Source organism: Microbacterium sp. NPDC058269, assembly GCF_042881445.1.
GTDB lineage: Bacteria > Actinomycetota > Actinomycetes > Actinomycetales > Microbacteriaceae > Microbacterium.
This window is the reverse complement of record NZ_JBHVXT010000002.1, coordinates 417,926-441,424: the sequence shown is the minus strand read 5'-3', so window position 1 is coordinate 441,424 and position 23,499 is coordinate 417,926. Positions and strand designations below refer to the sequence as shown.

The 23,499-nt window shown below is 65.5% G+C and carries 33 protein-coding genes; 8 read left to right on the top strand and 25 right to left on the bottom strand.

The window, feature by feature from the left end; translation table 11 throughout:
- Positions 1-11 precede the first annotated feature (11 nt).
- The 17 genes from ACFVWL_RS10295 to ACFVWL_RS10215 form a co-directional block, all read right to left on the bottom strand.
- A complete protein-coding gene (locus ACFVWL_RS10295; RefSeq protein WP_387181996.1) occupies positions 12-614 on the bottom strand; it encodes a helix-turn-helix domain-containing protein in 603 nt (200 codons plus the stop codon).
- Positions 607-846 (bottom strand): hypothetical protein, encoded by a 240-nt coding sequence (locus tag ACFVWL_RS10290; RefSeq protein ID WP_387181993.1) that lies wholly within the window; start codon positions 844-846, stop codon positions 607-609. The genes ACFVWL_RS10295 and ACFVWL_RS10290 overlap by 8 nt, the downstream gene beginning before the upstream one ends.
- Entirely contained in the window at positions 843-1,736 is an 894-nt protein-coding gene (locus ACFVWL_RS10285; protein ID WP_387181989.1) for a PD-(D/E)XK nuclease-like domain-containing protein, read from the bottom strand. The genes ACFVWL_RS10290 and ACFVWL_RS10285 overlap by 4 nt, the downstream gene beginning before the upstream one ends.
- A complete protein-coding gene (locus tag ACFVWL_RS10280; RefSeq protein WP_387181986.1) occupies positions 1,733-2,329 on the bottom strand; it encodes a hypothetical protein in 597 nt (198 codons plus the stop codon). The genes ACFVWL_RS10285 and ACFVWL_RS10280 overlap by 4 nt, the downstream gene beginning before the upstream one ends.
- A gap of 97 nt (positions 2,330-2,426) precedes the next feature.
- Positions 2,427-2,597: a hypothetical protein gene (locus tag ACFVWL_RS10275; protein WP_387181983.1), complete on the bottom strand. Its 171-nt coding sequence runs from the start codon at positions 2,595-2,597 to the stop codon at positions 2,427-2,429.
- Positions 2,594-2,764: a hypothetical protein gene (locus tag ACFVWL_RS10270; protein WP_387181981.1), complete on the bottom strand. Its 171-nt coding sequence runs from the start codon at positions 2,762-2,764 to the stop codon at positions 2,594-2,596. Before ACFVWL_RS10270 ends, ACFVWL_RS10275 begins: the two co-directional genes overlap by 4 nt.
- Complete coding sequence (locus tag ACFVWL_RS10265; RefSeq protein ID WP_387183597.1) at positions 2,754-3,053, bottom strand: endonuclease VII domain-containing protein; 300 nt, start codon at positions 3,051-3,053, stop codon at positions 2,754-2,756. Before ACFVWL_RS10265 ends, ACFVWL_RS10270 begins: the two co-directional genes overlap by 11 nt.
- 312 nt (positions 3,054-3,365) lie before the next feature.
- Positions 3,366-3,581 (bottom strand): hypothetical protein, encoded by a 216-nt coding sequence (locus ACFVWL_RS10260; RefSeq protein ID WP_387181978.1) that lies wholly within the window; start codon positions 3,579-3,581, stop codon positions 3,366-3,368.
- The gene (locus tag ACFVWL_RS10255; protein WP_387181976.1) at positions 3,578-3,802 is read right to left on the bottom strand and encodes a hypothetical protein; all 225 of its coding nucleotides are present in this window, start codon (positions 3,800-3,802) and stop codon (positions 3,578-3,580) included. The genes ACFVWL_RS10260 and ACFVWL_RS10255 overlap by 4 nt, the downstream gene beginning before the upstream one ends.
- Positions 3,795-4,217 (bottom strand): hypothetical protein, encoded by a 423-nt coding sequence (locus ACFVWL_RS10250; RefSeq protein ID WP_387181973.1) that lies wholly within the window; start codon positions 4,215-4,217, stop codon positions 3,795-3,797. Before ACFVWL_RS10250 ends, ACFVWL_RS10255 begins: the two co-directional genes overlap by 8 nt.
- Complete coding sequence (locus ACFVWL_RS10245; RefSeq protein WP_387181971.1) at positions 4,210-4,449, bottom strand: hypothetical protein; 240 nt, start codon at positions 4,447-4,449, stop codon at positions 4,210-4,212. The genes ACFVWL_RS10250 and ACFVWL_RS10245 overlap by 8 nt, the downstream gene beginning before the upstream one ends.
- A 422-nt stretch (positions 4,450-4,871) precedes the next feature.
- Positions 4,872-5,105, bottom strand: a complete 234-nt coding sequence (locus ACFVWL_RS10240) for a hypothetical protein (protein ID WP_387181969.1) — start codon at positions 5,103-5,105, stop codon at positions 4,872-4,874.
- 697 nt (positions 5,106-5,802) lie between these two features.
- A complete protein-coding gene (locus ACFVWL_RS10235; RefSeq protein WP_387181966.1) occupies positions 5,803-6,003 on the bottom strand; it encodes a hypothetical protein in 201 nt (66 codons plus the stop codon).
- Complete coding sequence (locus ACFVWL_RS10230) at positions 6,000-6,440, bottom strand: hypothetical protein (protein ID WP_387181964.1); 441 nt, start codon at positions 6,438-6,440, stop codon at positions 6,000-6,002. The genes ACFVWL_RS10235 and ACFVWL_RS10230 overlap by 4 nt, the downstream gene beginning before the upstream one ends.
- Positions 6,437-7,177: a BRO family protein gene (locus ACFVWL_RS10225; RefSeq protein WP_387181961.1), complete on the bottom strand. Its 741-nt coding sequence runs from the start codon at positions 7,175-7,177 to the stop codon at positions 6,437-6,439. The genes ACFVWL_RS10230 and ACFVWL_RS10225 overlap by 4 nt, the downstream gene beginning before the upstream one ends.
- Positions 7,174-7,392, bottom strand: coding sequence for a hypothetical protein (locus tag ACFVWL_RS10220; protein ID WP_387181957.1), 219 nt, complete (start codon positions 7,390-7,392; stop codon positions 7,174-7,176). Before ACFVWL_RS10220 ends, ACFVWL_RS10225 begins: the two co-directional genes overlap by 4 nt.
- On the bottom strand, positions 7,389-7,613 hold the full coding sequence (locus tag ACFVWL_RS10215) for a hypothetical protein (protein ID WP_387181954.1): 225 nt from the start codon (positions 7,611-7,613) through the stop codon (positions 7,389-7,391). Before ACFVWL_RS10215 ends, ACFVWL_RS10220 begins: the two co-directional genes overlap by 4 nt.
- 91 nt (positions 7,614-7,704) lie before the next feature.
- On the opposite strand from ACFVWL_RS10215, the gene ACFVWL_RS10210 reads away from it, so the two are divergent.
- A complete protein-coding gene (locus ACFVWL_RS10210) occupies positions 7,705-8,085 on the top strand; it encodes a helix-turn-helix domain-containing protein (protein WP_387181951.1) in 381 nt (126 codons plus the stop codon).
- Complete coding sequence (locus ACFVWL_RS10205) at positions 8,045-8,449, top strand: ImmA/IrrE family metallo-endopeptidase (protein ID WP_387181948.1); 405 nt, start codon at positions 8,045-8,047, stop codon at positions 8,447-8,449. Before ACFVWL_RS10210 ends, ACFVWL_RS10205 begins: the two co-directional genes overlap by 41 nt.
- On the opposite strand, the gene ACFVWL_RS10200 is transcribed toward ACFVWL_RS10205, so the two are convergent.
- The 4 genes from ACFVWL_RS10200 to ACFVWL_RS10185 form a co-directional block, all read right to left on the bottom strand.
- Positions 8,406-9,542 carry a tyrosine-type recombinase/integrase gene (locus ACFVWL_RS10200; protein WP_387181945.1) on the bottom strand — a complete coding sequence of 379 codons (1,137 nt, stop codon included), beginning with the start codon at positions 9,540-9,542 and terminating at the stop codon, positions 8,406-8,408. The genes ACFVWL_RS10205 and ACFVWL_RS10200 overlap by 44 nt on opposite strands.
- A 426-nt stretch (positions 9,543-9,968) precedes the next feature.
- Positions 9,969-10,811, bottom strand: coding sequence for a transposase (locus ACFVWL_RS10195; protein ID WP_387181942.1), 843 nt, complete (start codon positions 10,809-10,811; stop codon positions 9,969-9,971).
- 51 nt (positions 10,812-10,862) lie between these two features.
- Positions 10,863-12,191 (bottom strand): FG-GAP-like repeat-containing protein, encoded by a 1,329-nt coding sequence (locus ACFVWL_RS10190; protein ID WP_387181939.1) that lies wholly within the window; start codon positions 12,189-12,191, stop codon positions 10,863-10,865.
- A 132-nt stretch (positions 12,192-12,323) separates the two neighbouring features.
- Positions 12,324-12,587 (bottom strand): hypothetical protein, encoded by a 264-nt coding sequence (locus tag ACFVWL_RS10185; RefSeq protein ID WP_387181936.1) that lies wholly within the window; start codon positions 12,585-12,587, stop codon positions 12,324-12,326.
- A gap of 135 nt (positions 12,588-12,722) precedes the next feature.
- Here ACFVWL_RS10185 and ACFVWL_RS10180 point away from each other — a divergent pair, with 135 nt between their 5' ends.
- From ACFVWL_RS10180 to ACFVWL_RS10170, 3 genes are all read left to right on the top strand, one after another.
- Positions 12,723-13,028, top strand: coding sequence for a hypothetical protein (locus tag ACFVWL_RS10180; protein WP_387181933.1), 306 nt, complete (start codon positions 12,723-12,725; stop codon positions 13,026-13,028).
- A 51-nt stretch (positions 13,029-13,079) separates the two neighbouring features.
- Complete coding sequence (locus ACFVWL_RS10175) at positions 13,080-13,604, top strand: hypothetical protein (protein WP_387181931.1); 525 nt, start codon at positions 13,080-13,082, stop codon at positions 13,602-13,604.
- 217 nt (positions 13,605-13,821) lie between these two features.
- Positions 13,822-15,216 (top strand): cell division initiation protein, encoded by a 1,395-nt coding sequence (locus ACFVWL_RS10170; protein ID WP_387181929.1) that lies wholly within the window; start codon positions 13,822-13,824, stop codon positions 15,214-15,216.
- Between the two features lie 85 nt (positions 15,217-15,301).
- Here the strand turns inward: ACFVWL_RS10170 and ACFVWL_RS10165 are convergent, their stop codons facing one another.
- The 4 genes from ACFVWL_RS10165 to ACFVWL_RS10150 form a co-directional block, all read right to left on the bottom strand.
- Complete coding sequence (locus tag ACFVWL_RS10165; protein ID WP_387183594.1) at positions 15,302-16,420, bottom strand: fatty acid desaturase family protein; 1,119 nt, start codon at positions 16,418-16,420, stop codon at positions 15,302-15,304.
- Between the two features lie 147 nt (positions 16,421-16,567).
- Positions 16,568-16,852, bottom strand: a complete 285-nt coding sequence (locus tag ACFVWL_RS10160; protein ID WP_387181926.1) for a hypothetical protein — start codon at positions 16,850-16,852, stop codon at positions 16,568-16,570.
- A 201-nt stretch (positions 16,853-17,053) separates the two neighbouring features.
- Positions 17,054-18,004: an intradiol ring-cleavage dioxygenase gene (locus ACFVWL_RS10155; RefSeq protein ID WP_387181923.1), complete on the bottom strand. Its 951-nt coding sequence runs from the start codon at positions 18,002-18,004 to the stop codon at positions 17,054-17,056.
- A 79-nt stretch (positions 18,005-18,083) separates the two neighbouring features.
- Positions 18,084-19,241, bottom strand: a complete 1,158-nt coding sequence (locus ACFVWL_RS10150) for a low temperature requirement protein A (protein ID WP_387183591.1) — start codon at positions 19,239-19,241, stop codon at positions 18,084-18,086.
- A gap of 351 nt (positions 19,242-19,592) precedes the next feature.
- Between ACFVWL_RS10150 and ACFVWL_RS10145 the strand changes: the two genes are divergently transcribed.
- The 3 genes from ACFVWL_RS10145 to ACFVWL_RS10135 are packed head-to-tail and all read left to right on the top strand — an operon-like array spanning position 19,593 to position 23,453.
- Positions 19,593-21,119 carry a sugar transferase gene (locus tag ACFVWL_RS10145; RefSeq protein WP_387181920.1) on the top strand — a complete coding sequence of 509 codons (1,527 nt, stop codon included), beginning with the start codon at positions 19,593-19,595 and terminating at the stop codon, positions 21,117-21,119.
- Between the two features lie 4 nt (positions 21,120-21,123).
- Positions 21,124-22,320 (top strand): glycosyltransferase, encoded by a 1,197-nt coding sequence (locus ACFVWL_RS10140; RefSeq protein ID WP_387181917.1) that lies wholly within the window; start codon positions 21,124-21,126, stop codon positions 22,318-22,320.
- A complete protein-coding gene (locus ACFVWL_RS10135) occupies positions 22,317-23,453 on the top strand; it encodes a glycosyltransferase (protein WP_387181914.1) in 1,137 nt (378 codons plus the stop codon). Before ACFVWL_RS10140 ends, ACFVWL_RS10135 begins: the two co-directional genes overlap by 4 nt.
- Positions 23,454-23,499 lie beyond the last annotated feature (46 nt).

Below are 23,499 nucleotides of genomic sequence, written 5' to 3'. Positions count from 1 at the left end.
GGGTATCGCACTCACGCCCGGAACCCGATGAGCTCGGCCAGGTGATCGGCTTCGCTGAGCCGCAGCGGGCGTTCACCCTTCTCGATCTGGGAGATGGTGGCCTGCGACCACTTGAACCCTCGATCGGTCATCGCGGCAGCAAGTTCCTTCTGCGACATATCTGCCTTCGCTCGCGCGACAATGACGCCAGCGGCGATCTGTCTCTCCGTTCGCGGTTCACGGATCTTGGCCGGCTTGGCGCCGTCGAGGATGCCGAGGTTGCGGAGTGCCCTGGACCGGGCGATGGTATCGGCGGATTCGAGGGGTGAACCGGCAATGATCGCGTTGTCATCCTTCGTGGACCCTTGCGCCCACGCGGTCGCATCGGGTCGCGCCGGAACACCGAGGCTGGGCCGTTCGAGGTAGGCGGCGGCGTTCATCACGTAGGTGACGTTCCCGTCTGGGTGTTCGATCACCCGGTCGATCGTCGCCTCCACATACCCGTTCGGGTGCTGCTCTCGGAATGCGGCGAACCGTTCCGCTGCGGTCACGAACTCTTCATCCATGACCTGTGCGTGAGGTTTCGGGAGACGGGATCTCCTGGTGTCCTCGGGGATGTCGATGCCGTCAGTCATCGTCGATTCCAATCGCTTCGTCGAGCTTCTTCTGGATCGCGTCGATTCGCTTCTGCCAGCCGTCCGCGTCCGCCCGCAGTTGGGCTTCTCGCTCCCGGCACGCGCGAATCGTGGAGGCACTCGGTATGCAGTTGTTCAGGTCGTTGCCCTGCTTGCGGATCAGCACGTAGCAGTGGTTCCGGTTCTCGGTGTACTCGCGCTGCAAGTCCCGCAGCTCCGCAATCTCGCTCATGCTGTCGCTCCTTCGAACTCGTCGATGTAGGCGTTCACGTTCCAGACGGGTGCCTGGAGGATGCCGATAGGCCCACCGGAGCGGGTCTTGTACCCGGGCCACTCCCCCGTCTCGATCGCACGGGCGTACCGTTCACGGGCCTCACGTGCCCGTCTGCGGGCCATGAGGAGTTCGTCGGCTCCGAGGACGTGCACGGCGGTGAGATAGGGCGCGTGCGCCTCGACCACGGCGAACAGGTACGGAAGATTGTCGCCGGTGATGAGGTTGTACGTGTGCTCGTACATGGCTTGCTGGATGTCATATCCGAACCGGAACGCATGGATCGCGAACTCCGATTCGGACGCATCCCCCGCCGTGGTCTTCAGGTCCACGATCCGCGGTCCCAGCCAGTCCAGCCGGCCCCTCAGCGCCACCCCTGTGTCGGGGTCAGTTGCGAACATCGACACCTCAGGGTCACCCGATGCGAGCAACGCCTTCACGGTCGGATTCGACAGCACCGATTCGGCCATGATGTCCACCACACGGGCTGTCACCCGCTTCACAGGGATCAACCCTTCAGCGCGCTTCTCGGACTCGAACGCCTTCGACGCCGCGGTGCGGAGACCGCCCGTCTTGTCGAGAACGTTGTCGAGCTCCTTGCCGTCGTACTCGAACCGTTCCGGTCCGGTCCCGTCCGGGTAGACCGCGATCTGCGCACCCACGCCGAGCACCTTCGAGTGCACTGCGCTTCCAGCGTCGAACGCATCCTTGGGCGCTTCGGGCTGGGTGAGGTAGTGCTGCAGATGCGCGGGCGATTGGAGGATCTTCTTCGCTCCAGTCGAGCTCAGGCCCGGCTGACGGAAATAGACCGCCTCGTCGAGTCCGTAGACCAAGCCGTTGTAGTCCGTCACGATGCGTCCTCCGGCCAGATCTTGCGACCGGTCACGATTGTGAAGTGAACGCCGAGTACAGCTTTCGCCTGTCCAGGAAGGTGCCAGCGGCTCTCAGAGGTGTCGCGCTCCCAGAGGGTTTCTCGCGTTCCGGGATCAGTGTTGAACGCCCACAGCTCTCCGGCTGCGGCCGCTTCCCACGGTTTCCGCTCCGGGTGAGCTTCGAAGTAGGCCCGAGCCGCGAGCATGTGGCCGATGCGATGATCCATCGGGGGTCCGCCCTGGTCTTCCTCGCGGACATAGCCTTTGGTCATGCCGTCGGAATCACGGAGGATCACAAGGTCGAGGTTCGGGCCGAACATGCGCTCGAACGCTTCGTCCGGGTTCGAGTAGACGACGTAGTCGGGGTTCTCAGGCCATCGCCACCGTCCGAGTTCTTCGTCACGCTCATGCTGGAAGAACTCGCGGAGTGCGCGCACCTCTTCGTGACCGAGCCAAGGCATACCTTCAAGCATGTTTTCGCCGCTTCGCGCGCTGTAGATATCGACGCGCTCCTCGGGGGAACCTTCGTGTTCGACGCGGATTATCCCGCTGCTTGATGTGAAGCTGGTCATGTCTGGTCCTTCCAGTAGGTGTGGGGGCAGTCCATCCACACGGTCGGGTGGTGGGTGACGACCACTTCTCCGTGGTCATGGCAGAGCGAGCACGGGGTCACGAGTCTCCGCCCTTCGAAACGCGGTGATCGAACGACCAGACCGCGCCGGGAACGCCAAGGATCGGCGGCACATGCCGACGCCACACGAACCGCAACCAGCGCCATCCGCGGTCATACGTCCACACGGGATGCCATGCGAACCAGCGGAACCACTCGTTGCGGCTCATGAGCAGATCTCGAGACTGACGATGCTGAGGTTCTCGTAGACGGCCTGCTCGCGGGCGTAGTTGAACGCGCGGATCCGGTCGTTGAACACGGCGATCATCACCTCACCCCGGTACACGCGCCACGACCCGTAGGATCCGCGGCGGACTCTCCAACGGTCAGTGGTCATGGTTCTGTGCTCCTATCCGAAGTGCTGCACTAGCTGACTGGAGGTGCCGCTCCAAGTACGCGATCAGAGACCGCAAGGTGGTTGCACTGTCTCGGGCGTTCCCGAGCGCGAGGTTGCATGGGCTGCAGAGGAGTCCACGCACGCTACCGGTGGCGTGATCGTGATCCACGGCGAACAGGCGCCCATCGTTCTCGTCTGTCGTCTTGCCGCATCCGCCGCAGCGCCCGTCTTGCTCGTCGAGCATGCGGTCGTACTCTTCGTGAGTGATTCCGTAGTTCTTTCGAAGCATCCGCGTGCGAGCTGTCCGCCTGAACTTCTCGGGATTGTCGATCCGCCACTGGATCGCCACCTCTTGAGTGCACGCCTTGCACCAGCTCTCACGGGAGTTCCCCGGAATCGTCCGAGATTTGGACCGTTGATAGAAGTCGGTGAGCGGCTTCTCGATGTGGCATCTTCTGCAGGGTTTGCTCTCGTCCATTGCGCTCCTAGAAACACTGCTGACATGCGCAGTGAGGTCGTTCGTCCGGCTGATACACGCACGCCGGCGAGGGGTTGTGTGGTGGCTGTCCCGGTGTTGGGTCAGCGCACTTCGGGCAGTGGGTCACTTCGCGAGCCGCGCGTACTTGGCGGCGTCGTGGAACTCGAACCCGGCATGGACAAGGCAGGCGGTGGCGGTGACAACCAGCGCACCGGACCAGAACCCGTGTCCGAGGGTGAAAAGCAGAACGGCGACCGCAATCGCGACCGCCGCACCGGTGAGGAACCCGAGACCTACGAGGCGTCTCCTCGCAGCCCACCTAGACCACATGCCAGTCATGCCCCGCTCCGAATCTCGTGGATCGCGATCGCTCGACCGGCAGCTCGACGCCGTACGGTGCCGGCCTTGTCGCGGTACGTGCGCATCGTCGCCCGGTCCAAGCAGAACGGGCACCCTTCTTCCACGCCCTCGTCGATCACGTCGTGGTCCTCGCAGAAGTCGTGGTTCTCCATACGCGACGCCAACGCCACCGCGATCGCGCGCCAAGATGCCTCAGCCATTGTTCTGTCTCCGAATCTCGACATCTGCATCTGCATCTGCGCACGGCACGTGCCACCCCTCGGGGTCGCAGTGCCCGAAGCATGCGCGCGGGTCGATCCAGGGCGGACGGGGTGGCGTCGACGGCAGGTCATCAAGGTCGATGCGATAGACCTTCACCCAGCCCTCGACCGGCTCCGTCGAGTAGCCCGAATCCGGCCACTGCTCCTCGGCGATCACGGCAGGGTCGACCCACCGGCGGATGCTCTTGGGCTGGAACTCGTGAGGGGTGAGCACGACGGGGTAGTCCCACTCGGCGAGCACCGCGTTCGCGTGGTCCGCAGCCTTCTGCAGGTCGCCGTACGCCGAGGGAACCACGAACAGCACGTTCCACTCGGTCACCCATGCGTCCGGGATCGTCAGCTTCACATCAGGCATCGTCGTGTCTCCGAATCTCGACATCTGCTGTGGTTCTGCGGATCACGGTGATCGGCGTCAGAATCGCGAGCGATGACGCGTCCATGTCCTTCGTGTTGGCACCGTCGACCGTGAGGCAAGACCACCCAGTCGACGTGAGGTGCCACTCGTCGCCGTCGCCGTCGAGGACTGCGCTGCCAACGTTGAGCGATCGGAGGTCGCGCAGGGCGTGGGCGTAGGTGAGGTCAGGCATCGTGTCTCCGAATCTCGTTATTGGTGGCCTGTCGCCCGCTGCTCTGACAGCTCAGGCATTCCTGCGCCTCTTCCCTGTCATCGGCGCCGGGGCGGATGATGTGGCCGCCCCAACCGAGGCAGTCGGAGCAGCGGGCGTTGGCCGGGATGGCCGGGTTTGGTCTTCGGTTCATCGCTCCCCCTAGGTGCAGGTGAGGCCCGGACGATTCCCCACGTCCGGGCCTCAACGGTTCGGCATCCCACATGCCGGTTCCCACCCCCAGGTGGGAAGAGAAAGGGGCTGGTGTGTGATGCACCAGCCCCTGGGGGTCTCTCGGGAGTTACGTGCGAGTTCCCGCCCGCACGATCACTCAGAACCGATCCCCGCGCGCCCTGCCCGACCACGACGTCGGCGCCGCCTCAAGCGGCCACAGGGCGAACCCACTACTCGGTGGTGGGCTGCTCGACGATCACTTCGAGATAGCCTTTCTCTCCGTCTTCCGCGAACTGCATGGACAGGTCAACTTCGTCAGACAGACTCAGCCCGAACAGGTTGCCGCCGGTCGAATAGATGAGGTTGAGCACACCGTCGATCGCTTCGCGCCGGAACGGGATCTCGGCGAACGGCAGTGCGTCCGCTTCATCGACATGTCGGATGCGGACTTCGAGGTTTGCCATGGGGCACCTTCTTTCTTTGTTGGGAGTGTCCCCGCCTGGTTCTTCGCCAGGCCGACCGATTTCAGGCTCGGGGACGGCCACTAACCCTGTGGCATGGTTCCGGGCGACCAAACCCCGGCCAACGTGACGCATCACCCTGCGTCTTGGTTCCGCCCGTGTTGCTATGGCGGCGAACTGTCGATGTTGTTTCCTTCGACTCCACCCGGTTGCGTTCCTGAGGGGCCTGGGCTGCCTGCCCTACGGTCCATTCGTCCTCGTGCACCACAGGTCACCGGTCCCCCACACGTCTTGTCGTGGGTTCTCCCTGATCCCGTAGCCCCCATCTGGGGGTGTCCGACCCCGTTGGCGTGGGGCCGGCATATCTTCACCGGTTGTGTGTATTGAGTTGTCAGCGCGCACCTGTTTTCGGGTACGCCGAGTAGCGCTACCCCCAGCGACGGGAGTAGGGCCGGATCAGATGACGGGGATCAGCCGGAGAAAGACGCCAAACGCCTCACGACTTGGAGCGCGTGGTGCTTCTGCGCGAGAGTCGCGCTTCGGAAGGTGGAATCATGTGCTACGAGTCCTGCCCAAGCCCTCAGCCAGTCGCGCGCTGCCGCTCCCACACTCGGGTAGTAGTTCCGGTCGGCGCGGAAGGCCAACAGGATCTGGTTGGTCGGGTTGGTTTGCGGGTACAGGACGGAAGCGAACTGAGCCATCAGCGCACCTCCGCGCTCTTGCATGCGTACGGACGACTGTCGCGACGGACGCCAGAACCAGTCACCACAACCGGATCCTTCGCGCGCGACGCCTTGTACTCCCGGTTCGCGGCTCGAACCTCACGGACGATGACCAGACCGGCCCACGCCCACCAGAGGAGAGCAGGGAGCCAAGCCCAGAGAGGCAGGGTGTCGTTCACGACGCCACCTCCTCGGCAACGTCCCGTGCGGGAGCGGGAACAGGAGTGGACGCCACTCCCGCACGGGTGTCAGCCGCATCGGAAGCGACCGACGCCTGTACGGTTGTTCGCAAGACGGCGTTACCAGCACCGTCCTCAACCGAACAGGAGTTCATCTCATGACCGCGAAGAGCGACATCGAGGCGATCAAGAACCAGGCAGACCTCAGCGACGCTGAGCGCATCTGGAAGGCGATCGACAAGCTTGCCGAACACGTCGACAATGCCCCCAGTGTGACCCTGAAGAGAATCAGCAGCGACATTGGGAACCGACTGTCGAGCATGTAGTTCCTCGACCACATCGCTAACGATCCCGAACGAATCAGCGATCATTTTGAACCCATCCGGCTGATCCTCTGCGTGCTCGCGGATACGTTCTCGGATCGTCAAGCCGCTCATGACGCCACCTCCAACGCGACGACGCGGCCGAGACGAACCCGGAGCCGCTCGAGACCCCGAACGGTGACGCGCACCTGAGGTGGGTCGAGCACGAGTTCACCTGTGCGCGGGTGGTGGTGAGACTGCGGCTTCTCCGTCAGATACCCGGCATCCACCGCAGACTGGCGGGCCTTCCACTTCCCGGACGGGGCACGGTAGATCCAGCCCAAACCGCTCAGCTGGCCGAACAGTCGCTGACGACCGGTTTCGACGCCGGCGCGGGCGAGCATCTTCGCCGCATCCGCGACCTCGTAGTCACCAGTCGCGGATGCGAGTTCATCCCATGCCTCAGCGCGGGGCGTGAGCTCGGCGACCTGACGGGTCGACGCTTCCAGCATCTGCTGTGCTTCGATCACCGCGAGGGCGAGGAGGTCCGTTCCGGTCGGCGCCTGGTAGGAACCGGTCTTGCGGATCGTGGGGAGCACCTCGTGCGTCACCCAGCGCTTGAATGCCCTCGCTTCTGGCTTGCGGCTGCCAAGGATGATCGAGTAGAGGCCGGCTTCGTTGACTGCGTTGACCTGGCGACCCTCATTTGAAATGAGGGTGCGTTCGTCCTCGTCCAGTCGGGTGAGTGCCTGAGTCGCGTTGTCGATGTCGAGCGCGTTGCAGACGTCAACCGCGACGAACCAGGGTTCGCCGTCGATCATTGCGACACGGAACGGGAGCTCCTGGAAGTTGAATCTCTCGAGGTCGGTCATGACGCTCTCCTCGAGTACCCGGGCTTCTCGACAGCGAGCGAGCGCAGCCAGAGAAGTCCGTCTTCACGGGCGATGATCGGCTTTGAGTTCGGGTATCTCGCGATGAGGTCGCCCGACTTGATCGCTTCCCGGATCGTGGTGACGCCGAGGTCCGTCGCCTTGGCGAAGTTCTCGATCGAGTACGACAGCTTGTCGAGTTCGGCAATCGCCGTCATGAGGTTGCTCCTTTCAAGAAGCTGTTCGGCTGCAAACGCAGAAAGCCGCCGACATTAACCAGGTCAGCGATCGTGAGTTCGTCACGACCACTGAGACGCGCATCGAGCACGTCACTGGGAATGTCGGCAGCTTGGGCCAGCTTGGGGATAGGAACACCAGAGGTGTTGACGGCGTTGCGCATGTTGGCGACCACCTGTGCAGCTCTTCTGTTTGCGTCCATATGGACAGACTACATGCCCGCACGGGCGCATGCAACCCCGTGCGGGCGGAAAGTTTTGCCAAGTGGACACATATAGCGTCACAATGGACTCATGGCTGACGAAACCTCCCCCGTGAACATCGCGACCGGAAGCGTGCTCAAGGGCGCCGCGCGGGAAGCGGGAAAGTCGCAGGCCGATATCGCCGAAGCGATCGACCAATCCCTCACCACGATCCAACGGATCTTCGCGGGCAAACGGAACATCACGATCACTCAGTTCATCCAGATCGCAGACTTCATCGGGATCGAAGCCGACGACCTACTGGACCGCGTGACGAAACGACTAGCGCAGATGTCGGAGCGTCCCGATAACGTCACAGCACTACCGATGAAGAAGCCGGCTGAGATGACCGACGATGAACTGGAAGCGATCCAGAAGAAGGCAGCGATCAATGACGAAGAGCTTGACCAGGATGAGCAGGAGCTTCCCTAGGGGACGCGCATACGACCCATGGGAACACGCCGACGCTCTCGGCATCGAGATTGTGGTCCGGCCGATCCGCACCGGCCACGAACTCTGGCTCCCCGAATACAACACCCTCATCGTCAACTCTCGCATCCGCGCAGTGCATCAGAGGTCGGCGCTCGCGCACGGAGTGGCACACGCCGAGTTCGGACACGAAGACGACCGCCCGAAACATGAAAAACAGGCCGACCAGTTCGCTGCCCGGAACTTGATCTGTCCGGACGAACTGGCCGACCTGTATCGCTGGTGCCCCGACGAGGGTCGCATCACCGCGGAACTCGGGGTTACTACGCGCCTATTTCGGGCGTACCTGTTGGCCGAGGCGAGCTGAGGAGCTCTGACATCTGAGTCATGGCGCCGCGCAGCCTATCCATGTTGCCTCGGGCCTTGTACGCACGTGTCATCGTGCGAGTCGAGTGCCCGACGATCTCCTGGATGATGTCCTCAGGTACGCCGGCGAGGTAGAGGAGATCGACGGCGGAGTGTCGAAGATCATGCAGGCGGACGTGGCGATCTTCGCCGAAAGACTTGTCGAGGACGCTGTTCCACGACTTCGTGTCCTGGTCGGGATCACGAGGCCGCCCGTTGCTATTCGTGAAGAGCAGCCCCCACGGGTTCGGAGGCGACTCCGCGATATGTCGTGCGAGGATGCTCTGCAGCGGCTCGACGAGCGGGATTACGCGCCAACCAGCTTTGGACTTGGGGCGCGTCAGATAGAGCCCACCCGTCAGATGGCGGTACTCGTAGTCCGACGGGACGATCGGCTTCCCATCGGGTGCACGGCGGATCCGCTGCAGCTGCCATGAGAGATCGATGAAGTCCGTGACTCGGTCGAGCTCGAGTCCAATCACTTCACCTCGGCGTGCACCCGTTAGCAATGAAGTCGCCCAGCGAGCGCCGTCCGGCATCGTCGCTACAGCCGCGAGCAGCTGGATCGATTCGTCGAGGTCGAGAACGTCGAGGGTGCGAGCAGCCTTCCTGGGAGCATTCACCAGCTTCGCCGGGTTGTGGCGAAGGCGACCTTCCTTCATCGCCGTCTCGAATGATGCCGACATGACGCGGTGCGCGTTCAGCGCATACGTCGATGAGAGATCCGCATCGAGAACGTGATCGTGTACCGCGCGAACGTGGCGGGCGGTGATCTTCGTCAGCTTCGTCCGTTCGCCGAGCCCGGGGATGATGTGCTGGGTGACGACAGATCGATAGCCGGTGAACGTCGATGGGCGGACTTCCTTCACGACAACCTCATTGAGCCAGTACGCGAACCACTGCTTGACACTCGTGGAATCCGCGGCGAGCTCACCGTACTGGTCGAGTTCATCGCGCACCTGATTGCGCTTGGCTATGACCTTCGCCTTGTCGACCGATCGGATGAACTTGCGCTGCCGATTGCCGCCCCGTTGAGGCAGCTCGATCACCGCCACCCACCGCCCCTGACTGTCCTTGAACAGCGAGCCTTCACCCTTGGCCCTCATGCGGTGTCACCACCGCGGGCATCTTCTTCTTCCATGAGCGCTCCACATCTGTTGATTGATCAGCCCTACGTGCATCGGTCTTCTGCGGATGTGCCTGTATCGGCTCATCGCTGCTCCCTTCCGGCCAAGGTGGTGCAACCCAAGAGTGCAACCATTGTGCGCTCCCGTGCGGCATCGTGTGACGCCGTATAGGAACGGTATCAGACCGTTCGGCTTGTTTTCAAGTCCATATGGCAACTTCCGTTCGACTGAAAATCGAAAGGTCACCGGATCGATGCCGGTCGGAGCCACACGAGTGATCGTTACAATCACTCCAGAAACCCTCGCCTAGCTTCTACATGGCGGGGGTTTTGCCTTTCCCCGGCGAACCGTCGGCTAGAGCGCGTCCTTGGCCTTCCGAGCCAGGTCCAGAGCATCGGCGGCCGCCTCCGCCCGTGCCGCCGCGTCCTCCCGACTCTGCTCCGCTTCCGGAAGATCGTGCTCCGCTCGGCTCAGTTCTGCGCGGACCCGCGCGAGTTCGTTCTCGAGTTCCGCCGTGCGCTCGGCGAGTTCGCCTTTCCTGGCGCGCAACTCCCGCAGCGCCTTGTCGCGCGTCGTGAGTTCGCGTTCGACCGATGCCTGGGCCTTCTCCGCCGTGGCGACGGCGCGTTCGGCATCCCGGCGAGCCCGCCGCGCCTGCAGCTCATCCACCGGAGGCTGTGCGACGGGTTCGAGCTCGGGCACATCCCCCGCCACGGCGTCGCGGATATCGCTCATCGTCGCCGAGGGATCGATGGTCCGTACCAGTCGTCCGGAAGCGACGGCTGCGGCGGCCGCCGGGTCGAAGAACGCAGCGGAGATGCTGCCCTCCACCGCTTCGAGCGTCGAAGGTGTGACACGCTCTCCCCTGGAGGCGGCCAACTCCCCTGCGGCCTGGGCGAGCTTCCTCGTCAGGACACGACGCTCACGGCCGAGCTTCGCCAGCGCCGGCGCATCCAGATCCTCCTGCGCCTCGCGGAGCTCTCGCGCCAGATCCAGCGCCGCCCCGAGCCGTCCGGCCCGCTCCTGCGCGAACACGTTCACCACCCAGGCCGCGATCGACGGCTTCCGCAGAGCGAGTATCCGAGCAGCGACTTCCGCATCGACTTCGCCGGCACGGGCCTTCCGCGACGAAACGAACGCCCCGGGAGGCCCGGAGTACAGCCCGGCCGCGATCTCCTCGAACGTGGGGTCGGCCATGAGCCAACGATACGCCGCGCCGACGCTGCCCCGTGGAGGATGCGGCGTGCGCTACTCGATGGCGAGATGGTCCGCCCAGTCGGCGCTGACCAGCTTGCGCGTAGGGAATCCGCCGTCTCCGTTGCCGGAGTAAAGGAAGAGCGTACCCGCCGCCGTACGTGCGAGCAGGTCGGCCTTCCCGTCGCCGTCGTAGTCGGCCCCTCCGGTCACCGCGCTGAACTCCACCCATCCGCTTCCGACGACGACGGCGGAATCAGCGAATCCGTTCGTCACCCCAGGGAAGAAGTAGAGCGTTCCGGTGTCGCTCATCCCGATGATGTCGCCGCGCCCGTCATTGTTGAAATCGCCGCCGATCACGAACTGAAACCTCTGCCATCCGCCGCCGAGGGTGATGTGCGACGTGGCGAACCCTCCCGCACCGTCTCCCCGGTAGATGACCAGAACGCCGGCGTCCGAGACGCCCAGGACATCGTGCTTCCCATCCCCGGTGTAGTCGGCACCGGAAGTGACATGTCGCAGGTCATACCACCCGGTGCCGATGTTCACCGGGGCGGCGAACCCGCCGGCGCCGTTCCCCGCATAGAACTCGAGAGTGCCGTCCGTGCGCGCCGCGAGAACATCTCCCTTGCCGTCGCCGTTGAAGTCCGTGCGGGTGACGTGCCTCCGGTCCGCGGCCCAGCCGCTGGCTACGGTCGTCGCCGGGTGAAAGCCGCCGGCGCCCGTCCCCGCGCGAAGACGCAGGTCGCCGTTCCCCGCGACCACCAGGAGATCCGACTTGCCGTCTCCCGTGTAGTCAGCGGGCGGGATCGGAGGGCCTGCTTCCGTGCGGAGGCCGGGAAAGTACAACGGGATGGTGCCCCCGCGCGCCACGTTCGAGAGGCACACGAACCCGTCGTTGACGGCGGTGTAGACCGCTCCGTTGAGACGGACCTCGAAGTGCAGGTGGTAGGCCGGGGAGTTCCCTGTGTTGCCCACGATTCCGATCTGCTGCCCGCGCTCCACACGGGTGCCCGGCGCAAAGGTCCCGGGCGAGGCCATGTGCGCGTAGCGCGTGACGTAGCCGCCCGGATGCTCGACATCCGTGTAGTTGCCGTAGCCGCTGTTCACGGTGCGCGACTTGATCACGCCGCTGTACGCCGCGAGGATCGGCGTGCCGCCCGCTGCCGAGATATCGATGCCTTCGTGCGCACGGTAGTTGCCGCGGCAGCCGTCGCCGACCTTCGACTGGATGTTGCCCGACGCCGGATACACCATCTGTCCATCGGTGGCCGCCGTCGCAGGACCGCTCGCCGACAGCGAAGGCGCAAAGGCTCCGACCGCGAGCGCGATCACGACGGCGACCCCGATGCGACCACGACGCAGACGGGACGGACCCTTCATCTCGAAGTTCCTCTTGTTCGACGGCCCCAGGAGCGCGATGCCCACCGTCGTCACCGTAGCAGTGCCCTGCGCTACACGACCGAGCGCGGCCGGGGCTCCCGCAAATCCGGCTGGGGAGCCCCTGGCCTGCGATCACAGCAGGTCGTACTCCCCGCCGTACGGCACCGCGCTGTCGCCGGTGTCGCGCGCGTCGAACTCCACCGTCTCGACGGATATCACCACCTGAGTCGTGGGCGTCATCAGGACGCTCACCGAACGATTTCCCACCACGACGAACTCGACGAATCCGCCGCCGGCGCGCATCGCTCCTTCCATCCGGCGTCTGAGTTCGGCGATGTCCTGGCCCTGCGCCAGGATGAACTCCGATTCGTTGAGCGCCATCCGCGTACGCACCATCGTCTGCACCCTGCCCTCCGCTCGTTGTCACTCGGCTGTCGTCATGCTGCGACGCTATCGAGGGGACCTCCGCTCGCAGAGGGGGTTGCGCACCGGCCGAAGAAGAGGCAGGCCCCGCCGGTGTAGCGTGCTCTCATGGGCAGACTCCGCTACGACGGGACTTCGGATCCGATCTTCATCGAGGACGCGACGCTGGCGCATCTGAAGATCGTCATCTCGACGAAGCTGCGCCGCCAGGAGAGCTTCATGATGACGTGGCGGCCCGTCAACGACGGAGTCGACAAGCGCGCCACCGTCTGGATCCACCCGGCGATCCCGCTGCAGTTCGGCTATGACGCGGCCGAGCAGCCGACGATCGATCCGCGCCTGATCGCCGAGATGATGCAGGCCCTCAACGCATCAGGCGAGCTGGTCCTCGACCACCTGATCACCCCCGTCTGACGTCGCGCCCGCCAGGGGAGGCTCTGACGAGGATCCGGATACGCTGTGCCCGTGGATGCTCTCCCCTATCTCCTGCTCGGTCTGCCGATCCTCGCGTTGATCATCGGCGGCCCGATCCTGAAGAGCCGCCTGGGGCGCCGGGCCTCCGAGGCAGGCGACAGGGCGGGCAAGAGGTTCGCCGACAAGCAGCTCGACGCAGCCCTCGGCGAGCTCGGCACCACTCTGGTCATCCACGCGGCAGAATCTCGCGTTCGCGAGATCGTGGCGTCGGCGATCGCCGGGAAGCAGCGGGAGTACGTCATCCGCAGCGATGGCGCCTACGGCATCCGGTTCGTCGAGCCCGACGACACGGTCGTCCGGCTCCACCCCGTCACCGAGGGCACCAGGATGCAGGTCGAGACCTTTCGCGAGTATCTCGGCTTTCCGCAGACGGTACAGCTTTGGACGGACCTGCGCGCGCGCGTCTCCTCGGCGGCAGAAGACCGCGAGGTCACGGTCGCCGATGGCAAGCCCGTCGGACACGTGCGCGGCGAGCCCATCGACGACAGGAACGCACGCTGGGTGCAGGACGCCTGATCCGCGGCACATCGCACTCCGACTCCGCAATGGTCCGAAGACGAGGGCGCAACATCCAGCAGACGCAACTAGGCTGGAGGGCGCGCCCTGCCCGCCGGGCCTCCGCCGGGTCATGGTGGTGGCGTGCGCCCTGACGACCTCCTCCGGTCCACACCGTCCCGTTTGTCGGGATGGAGCCGCCGCTCCCGGTGTGGCCACGCCAGAAAGGCAAGAACCCATGAGCGAATCCCCTGGAACCGCCGACCGCGACGGCGAGCGCTCGCCGGACTTCTTCGACCAGCTGATCGAGACCACGCCCCGCGACCAGCAGGGTGCGTTCACCATCGGCTTCCGCGGCTATGACAAGGGCGAGGTCGACGCCGCACTCTCGACCCTTCGCAACCAGCTCAAGCAGGCAGCCGCCGACGTCGCCGAGGCCCAGGCCCGCGAAGAGGAAGCCGTCGAGGCGGTGCGGGAAGAGGAGCGCAAGGCCCGCGAAGCGCTCGAGAGCGAGCTGACCGCCGCGACCGCCAAGGCCTCCGACGCCGAGCAGCAGGTGGCGACCCTCACCTCCGAGCTCGTCGACGCACCGCAGCCCGACGGCGAAGAGGCTCCGTCGCGCCAGCAGTTCGAGGCGATCCTGCGGGTCGCCGAGGAGCAGGCGAACGTGCTCATCCAGAACGCGGCCGTTCAGGCTGACCGTCTGATGACATCTGCGCGTGAGGAAGTGACCGCGCAGCGTGCCGAGGCAGAGGCTGACGCCGAGCGGATCACCGCCCAGGCGCAGCGCGACGCCGACCAGGTGCGTCTGAAGATGGACACCGAGTACACGGCGCACGAGGCGCGAATCGAGCGCGAGGCCGCACATGCGGCGGAGAAGGTGAACCAGGCCGCACAGGAGGCCACGGCGATCCGCACCGAGGCCGAGAAGGGCGCCGCCGCTCTGCGTTCCCTCGTCACTCGCGAGACCACCCAGCTGCGTGCTGACGCCGAGCGCGACGTCCGCGACATGAACGCCCGCGTGCTGGAGTTCGAGGAGACGCTCACCCGCCGCCAGGATGACGCGCAGCAGGAGTTCCTGGTGCTGCACAACCAGGCCGTTGCACACGCCGAGCGGATCACCAACGACGCGAACGAGCAGGTCACCGCATCGCTCGAGCACGCCCAGCGCATCTCCGCTCGCGCCGAGGACTACGAGCGCCTCACCCGTTCGCAGGCGCAGGCGATCGAAGCCGAAGCCCAGGTGCGTGCGCGCGAGACCCTCGAGCGCGCTCGCGCGAAGGCGCAGAAGATCGTCGATTCGGTCACCGGTCACACCACGGCGGTACTGCACGACGCAGAGGACCGCACCCGTCAGCTGCGGTGGCAGCAGCAGCAGCTGTCGAGCTTCATGGCCGAGGTGCGCGAGCTGATCCGCCCCGACGGCATCTTCTCCGACGACTCGCTGCCGACGGAGATCACGGGAGTCGACGCCCAGGTCACCCCCGCCCCCGCGAAGGCCGTCGTCGTCGATGAGGCGACAGAGGAGACCTTCCTCGGCGACGAGGTGCTCGAAGACGAACTCGACGACGACCGTCCCCTCGAGAAGATCACGATCGACGTGGTGGAGACCAAGAAGAAGTCGTCCAAGTAGACGCACGAACGACAGAGGCGCGAGCAGGAATTCCTGCTCGCGCCTCTGTGGTTCCCGGACTGATCGGGCCCGGTGATGTCTGGGACTACGGCCGACCGAACTGCGCCACTGCGGGGCAGTCGAAGGGGTCGGCGCCTGCGGAGAGTCCGACGCGGTTCAGGTACTCGATCACGATCATGTACGAGCGGCCGAGGCTGGTCTCCGTGTACGGCACGTCGTTCGCCGCACAGTAGTCGCGCACGATCTCTCGTGCCTTCGCCAGGTGCGGTCGCGGCATGCTCGGGAAGAGGTGGTGCTCCACCTGGTAGTTGAGACCGCCCATGAGCCAGGTCGTCCACCATCCACCGCTGATGTTGCGGGAGGTACGCACCTGCTTGGTGAAGAAGTCGAGGCGCGCGCCGGGCTCGATGATCGGCATGCCCTTGTGGTTCGGTGCGAACGCGGCTCCCATGTAGACGCCGAACACTGCGAACTGCACGCCCATGAAGGCGAAGGCCATCCCGAGCGGAAGCATCATGAACACGGGTACGAGGATGAGGGCGAACCGCAGCGCGATGATGCTCAGCTCGGTCCAGCGTCCCTTGACGTTCTTCGTCGTGGTGAGGTACTTCAGTCCGAGGAAGTGGAGGTTCAGGCCCTCGAGCGTCAGCAGCGGGAAGAAGAGCCACCCCTGCTTGCGGGTGATCAGCTTGATCAGGCCCTTCGCCTTCGCGGCGTCTTCTTCGAGGAACGAGATCGTGTCGACCTCGATGTCGGGGTCCTTGCCGACCTGGTTCGGGTTTCCGTGGTGCTTGGTGTGCTTCGAGTCCCACCACGAGTAGCTCATGCCGATGCTGGCGATCACGATGCGGGCGAGCTTGAAGTTCGCCGGCCCCGTGGTGAGGATCTGACGGTGCGCCGCCTCATGTCCGAGGAAGGCGATCTGCGTCAGGACGATGCCGAGGCCCGCCGCGATGAGCAGCTGGAACCAGCTGTCGCCGAGCAGGATGAAACCGGTGATGAGTCCACCGAGAGCGACCGCGATGCCGGCAGCCACGAAAATGTAGAACCACTGGGTCCGCTGGAGCAGGCCGGTCTCCTTGACCACCTGCGACACCTGCTTGTATGCCTTGGCCATGGGCGGGAAATCCGCGTTGCCGGAGTACGTCTGACGAATCGGACCCAGCGTTGCCGCGGTCGGTTCGATCTGTGTGATGGAGATGATCTTCTCCTGACGATCGGAGCCCTTGAGCTGTGGAAGCCCAAGGCAGCTGCCCAACGCTTACCTCACAGTAGCCCTAGCTCTATGCGCCTTCGGGAATACATCCGCACCCCTTGACGGAGCACGTTCGGTGTGCGTAATCCGCCGATTTCAGGCGCGGGCGCGGCGGTTCCGGCGGCGCCAGGCCCGCGGCAGCATCGGCGGGAAGACGGGTCCACGCCGGGTGGGGTTGTTCGCGTCTTCGAGCGCGCGGAAGGCGTCGTCGAGCGCGTCGAAGACGCCCAGCTCGGTGCCGTGGTTGTCGCGCACGAGATGCGCGCTGCCGTCGAACTCGACGAAACCGGCGAACTCGCCGCCGCGCGTCGCGACGTGCACATCAGTGTCAGCCTGCTTCCAGGTCAACGGATCGGACGGAGGAAAGGTGGTGGTGCTCATGGTCATGCTCATTGCTGTGTGGCGGACACGCGTGGGCGCTCCGCAAGATGTGAGACCGAGGGCGGATTCCGCACGCATCGATGTGCGCGGTCCGTAATGGCCCTGATCAGTGGCGACGTGGCGGCCGAGAGGGGCGATGCACACACGCTGCACCATAACTGTAGCACACCGTTCCTCCGGCTCTCGAACCACCGTTTCGGCTCAGCGCGACGGCGGCTGGCCACCACCGCCCTCACCCCCGCTCGCAGCTGGGGCGGTCGCGGTGTCGACACCGACGACGAGGGTGGCCGCATACCCGTCACGCACGGTGCCGGTGACGGCGGCCACCTGCTGTGCGCCGGAGTCATCGCCGAAGACGTTGTCGCTCGCCAGCGTGATCTGCGAGAGATTCCTCGCGGATCCGTCGTAGACCGACTCGGCATAGACGGACGTGCATGCCGCTTCCGGAAGCGCCAGTTGCGACGTGGCGACGGCTGCGGTCGAGTCGGTGATCGAGCTGACGTCCGGATACACCTCGAAGTGGATGTGCGGCCAGCGACCCGAATAGCACCCGGGGAAGACCGAGGTGAACGAGACCCTGCCGTCGGCATCCGCCACCTGCACGCCACGCAGATAGGTGACGTCCTCCAGGCCGGAGGAGTACATCGAGTACTCCCCCTGCGCCGTGCAATGCCACGCGTACACTGCGACTCCGTCGAAAGGCATTCCCCCGTTCGCGAGATCGACCACCTGCAGCTCGAACGTGAGCGGTACGCCGTCCGCCGTCGCCCCGCCATCGATCGAGGAGCGGATGTCCTGACGGACGATCCCCGCATCCTCGAGCACATCGGGGCCGTTCGACCCGTCCGCCGGGTACGGCCCCGCCGTCTCATCAGGTATCTCGCCGATGCTAATCCCATCGGCGAGAGAGGCATCCGACGACGATGCGGGAGTCGGGGTGCTGGTCGATCCCCCCGAGGCCGCGGGCGCGCAGGCCGCGAGCACGACAGCCCCGAGGCCTACCCCTGCGAGACCGAGGATCCCGCGCCGGCTCAGCAGCGTCCGGATGTCGAAGGCCGCTCCCTGATCGACGACCTCCTCGTCCGCTCGATCGAGCAGACGGCCCTCGTAGGCAGGACCATCGGGGGTCTGAGTGGGTTCCGGGATGCTCATGAACTGCCTCCTCCTCGACGGATGCCTGGCGTGTGTCCCCCAGGGTCGCGGAGCTTCCGATCAGGAGTCCCTGTTCCCGTTATGCCTTGTCTATGCGTGCGGAGTCCATGCGCGCGGAGTCCACCGGTGGACGAAGCACCAGCACCACCACGATGCCGACGAGGATCAGGGCGGTGAGCGTGACCGGAATCGGCAGGACCGGATCGAGCAGCACCAGCACCGCGCCCAGTGGGACGACCGTGTTCACGACGCGATCCGCGTTCCCCCGGATCGCGATCCACCAGATGCCGAGGAGGAAGATCGCGATCGGAATCGTGACCGTGAACGATGCCTCGATGCTCGACAGGTGGCTCTTTCCGGTCAGGACGTCGAGCTCCACCTCGATTCCTGCGGAGAAAGCGGCGGCCGCCGCGAAGACGAAGTAGTGCGCGTAGCCGTACCGAAGTGAGCGCCCGAAACTCGTGATGGCACGGTGATGCGGCGGCCAGAAGTAGATCCACCACAGCGACGCCGTGACGAGGAGCGTGAGCACCGAGATGGCGATCAACGGCCCGAGACTCTCGACCTTGTCCAGCGCATCGATGATCGCGTTGGCCGAGGCGAGCAGGCTCTCTCCGAGCACGATGAGCGTGAACAGCCCGTAGCGCTCGGTGATGTGGTGCGGATGCCACGGAGTCTGCCTGCGGTACTCGGCGAACACCGGGACGCCGATCTCGATCAGCGCGAAGAGCACGAACGCGGCGATCTGCAGCGGCCCCGCCGGGATCAGGAGGAACAGGATCCACAGCACCTGGACGGCCGCGATCCCGAAGGCGTACCGACGCGTCGCGGACCGCAGCGGGCCCGCCGACCGCGACGCCCGCAGCCATTGTGCGACCATCGCCACACGCATGACGACGTACCCGAGGACGGGGACGGTGAAATCGCCTTCGTTGAACGCCATGGGGATGCCTGCGGCGAAGACGAGGACACCACCCATCTGCACGAACGTCGTGACGCGATACAGCCAGTCATCGGTGTCGAACGACGTAGCGAACCAGGTGAAGTTCATCCAGGCCCACCAGATCGCGAAGAACAGCATCGCGTAGGAGGTGATGCCGTGCAGGAAATGACCCTCGCTGAGGGCATGGTGCAGCTGCGCGGAGGCGATGCTCACCGCCACGACGAAGACGAGATCGAAGAAGAGCTCGAGCGGGCTCGCGGTGCGGTGCGGTTGAGCGGGGTCACGCGGCAGCATCGTTCGAAGCTGGAAGCGTGCAGTCTCGGTGTTCGCGGTCACCGCGACAGGATAGCCCGCTCACGGACGCATCTCGTCGACCTCGTTCATCCAATCAACGGACTTACCTTCCGGTAGCGACGATCTTCCGCTACAGTTGTTCAAGTCTGCAGTGCCTGCTGTCAGCGATCACCGTGTGGGACGGTGAGAACGCACTCCGTGATGTGGGAATCACGGGGGGTTTCAGCAGGACCCGAGGGGTCGGGACGCAGGCGAATGCCGTGAACGTGGGGTTCATGGTCTGGGGAAACTGGGGAATCACATGTCGCACTGGGGATTTTTGCGTACATTCACGGCTCAAGGGGCCTCGGCATGACTTCCGTCGAGGATGCTCTGAGCATCGCTCGTACGGGCTTCGTGCCGGTCGCGGCTCCACGAGCCGCCAAGTCGGTCACGCGCACGGTGGTCACACCGCGCGCTTCGGCGACTCTGGAACGACGCCGTCAGTGGGAGCGTCGCTATCGGATGCGGCTGCGGACCACGGATGCGGCTGTCATCCTGTTCGCGCTCGGTCTGACGGCAGCGATCCAGCTGGCCACCGGCGTCTCCATGGCTGAGGTCCTGCGCGACGGCATCCCGCTCGCCGCGCTGTGGTACCTCATGCTCAGCGCGATGCACACGCGGGACGCCGCGTTGTTCCGCGCCAGCGCCACCGAGTACCGCGGCGTCGTGCACGCCACCGGACTCGCCTTCGGGATCATCGCCATCGTGGCGGTCCTGCTCGCATGGAAGTCGATGCAACTGACGCTGCTGCTGGGGCTGCCCGTCGGTGTACTGACGCTTCTGGTGACCAGGTGGCTGTGGCGCCACTGGCTGCAGACGCAGCGATCCCAAGGGAGGTTCGCCTCCCGAACCCTCGTCGTCGGCAACAGGGACGACGTGGAGTATGTGGTCCGGACGCTGCACCCGATCGGCGCATCCGGGTACCAGGTGGTCGGCGCGACGCTGCTCGACGGCAACGCGCGCGACATCGTGATCGACGACACGCGGTTCCCGGTTCTGGGGAACGTGAACTCCGTGTCGTCGGTCGCCGCCGAAGTCGGCGCCGACACGATCATCGTGGCGAGCCGCCCCGAAGGCGAGCCCGAGTTCGTGAAGCAGCTCAGCTGGCAGCTCGAAGGGACCGCCGCCGAGCTCGTGCTCTCGAGCCGGCTCACCGATGTCGCGGGCCCGCGCATCTCCTTCGCCCCGGTCGAGGGCCTGCCGCTGATCCAGGTGCAGATCCCGACCTACGAAGGCGGCCAGCATCTGCTGAAGCGCGCACTGGACGTCGCGGTGGCCACGCTGGCGCTGATCCCGATCGGACTGCTGGCTCCCCTGCTCGCCCTGCTCATCAAGCTGGACTCGCCTGGTCCTGTCTTCTTCTTCCAGGAGCGGGTGGGCCGCGACGGCCGCCGCTTCAAGATGGTCAAGTTCCGCTCGATGAAGACGGATGCCGAGCAGCAGCTCGCCGCGCTCAAGGAACAGAACGAGGGCGCCGGTCTCCTCTTCAAGATGAAAGACGACCCGCGTGTCACCCGGGTCGGCAAGGTGCTGCGCAAGCTCTCGCTCGATGAGCTGCCGCAGTTCTGGAACGTTCTCATCGGCGACATGAGCGTCGTCGGGCCTCGCCCACCGCTGCCCAGCGAGGTCACTGCTTACGACGGCACCGTCTTCCGCCGCCTCTACATCAAGCCCGGGATCACCGGGCTGTGGCAGGTCTCCGGGCGCAGCGACCTGTCCTGGGACGAGAGCGTCCGCCTCGACCTGCGGTACGTCGAGAACTGGTCCGTGATGAACGACCTGCAGATCATGTGGCGTACCGCCAAGGTCATGGTGCAGCCCAGCGGGGCATACTGATCGAATGAGCAATTCGAACCGCCTCACCATCGCGATGGTGGGGACCAGAGGGGTGCCCGCGGCATACGGCGGATTCGAAACCGCCATCGAAGAGGTCGGGCGACGGCTCGCGGACCGAGGACACGACGTCGTCGTGTACACCCGCGGTTCTGAGAGGCGCGAGAAGGAGTACCTCGGGATGAGGGTCGTGCACCTTCCCGCAGTTCCGGTGAAGCAGATCGAGACGCTGAGCCACACCGGCCTGTCAGCCCTTCACCTCATGTTCCGCCGGCGGCCCGATGCGACCTTCGTCTTCAATGCCGCCAACTCTCCATTCCTTCCCCTGCTCCGACTGCGCCGCGCACCGGTCGCCCTGCACATGGACGGGCTCGAATGGCGACGCTCTAAGTGGGGTCCACGGGGCAAGGCCTACTACCGCTGGGCAGAGCAGTTCGGGGTCCGCACCGCTGATGCTCTGATCGCGGATGCGCCGGGAATCGCCGACTACTACCGGCACCAGTTCGATGTTCCGACCGAGCTCATCCGTTACGGCGCCCCCATCCTCGACCAGCTCCCGCAGCGTGGCGTCACCGAGATGGACCTGACCACCGAGGGATACCACCTCGTCGTGGCCCGCTTCGAGCCTGAGAACCACGTGCTCGAGATCGTCGAGGGGTATCGCGACAGCGACGCGAGACTACCGCTCGTCGTCGTCGGCTCGGCGCCGTACAGCGCGGGATACACCCAGGAGATCCAGCGCGTGGCCGACGGCGACGACCGGATCCGGCTCGTCGGGGGCGTGTACGACCAGGAGCTGCTCGATGCGCTCTATGCGAATGCGCTCACGTACGTGCACGGGCACTCCGTCGGTGGGACCAACCCTTCGCTCCTTCGCGCCATGGGGGCGGCGACCGCCGTGATCGGTTTCGACGTCCCTTTCAACCGCGAGGTGCTCGACGGCAACGGATGGTTCTTCTCCGACGCCGCCGACGTCGCCGAGCACGTGATGGCGGCCGAGGCCGACCCGACCTCGACTGCCGCCCGCGGCACGGCGGTGCGGGAGATCGCCCGCACCCGATTCCGCTGGGACGACGTCGCAGACGAGTACGAGGCGCTCGCGCAGCGGATCTCCGAGCGTGCGACCATCCATCCCTCGGCGCGGCGAGCGAGTCGGCGGTCGGCGGACTGGTCCCCCGCTCCGGCCGAATCGGGGGCGTCATGAGCACCGGCGCGCAGCAGCGCACCGTCCTTCTCGTGCATCCGGGCGCCGAGCTGTTCGGCTCCGACCGCATGCTGCTGGAGAGCGCGATCGGCCTCGTCGAGTCCGGGGCACGCGTCGTCGTGGCCCTTCCGAGTTCCGGACTCCTCGTGAACGAGCTCCGCACCGCCGGCGCCGAGGTGGTCATCGTCCCGATGCTCGTGCTGCGCAAGGTCCTGCTGACCCCACGAGGGCTGCCCAAGCTCTTCCGCGACACGTTCCGCGGCCTCGGTGCCGCCTGGCGGCTGATCGGACGCGTGCGCCCCGATGTCGTCTACGTATCGACGATCATCATCCCGGAATGGCCGCTGGTCGCGCGACTGCGGGGCACCCGTTCCGTGAGCCATGTGCATGAAGCCGAGGCCTCGGGAAGCAAGCTTGTCAACGGCATCCTCTACTCCCCCCACCTGGCCTCTCATCGCACTCTGGTGAACAGCCGCTTCAGCCTGGACACGATCCGAGCCGCGCTGCCCGCCCTCGCCCGACGCTCGCATGTGGTCTACAACGGCGTCGCCTCTCCCCCGCATCCGGTGTCCCCCCGTCCGCGCACCGAGGGCCCGCTCCGCGTGCTGTACGTCGGACGCCTCTCCCCTCGTAAGGGGCCCGACCTCGTGATCGAGGCCGCTTCCCGGCTGCACTCCGCCGGGCGGACCGTCGACGTGACGCTCCTCGGTGCGGTCTTCGAAGGCTACGAGTGGTTCGAACGAGACCTACGTGCTCAGGCGGCAGAAGCCGGAGTATCGGTCGACTTCGCCGGATTCCACACCGACATCTGGCCGTTCCTGGAGAAGGCCGATGTGCTTCTCGTCCCGTCGCGAGTCGACGAGCCTTTCGGGAACACCGCTGTCGAAGGAGTCCTCGCCCTGCGCCCCGTGATCGCGAGCGACAGCAGCGGCCTTCGAGAGGCTGCGGGCGGATACGGCACGGCGAAGCTCGTCACTGCGGGCGACCCCGACGCGATCGCATCCGCGCTGACCGACATCGACACCCGGTGGGATGAGATGGTCTCGACCGTCGCGGACAGCCGCGCCGAGGCCCTCCGCCGTCACGCTCCCGCTGTGTACCGCTCGAGCATCACGGCGCACGTGCTGGGCTGAGGCCTCCCTCAGCCGCGCCGTCAGCCGCGCCGTCAGCCGCGCCGTC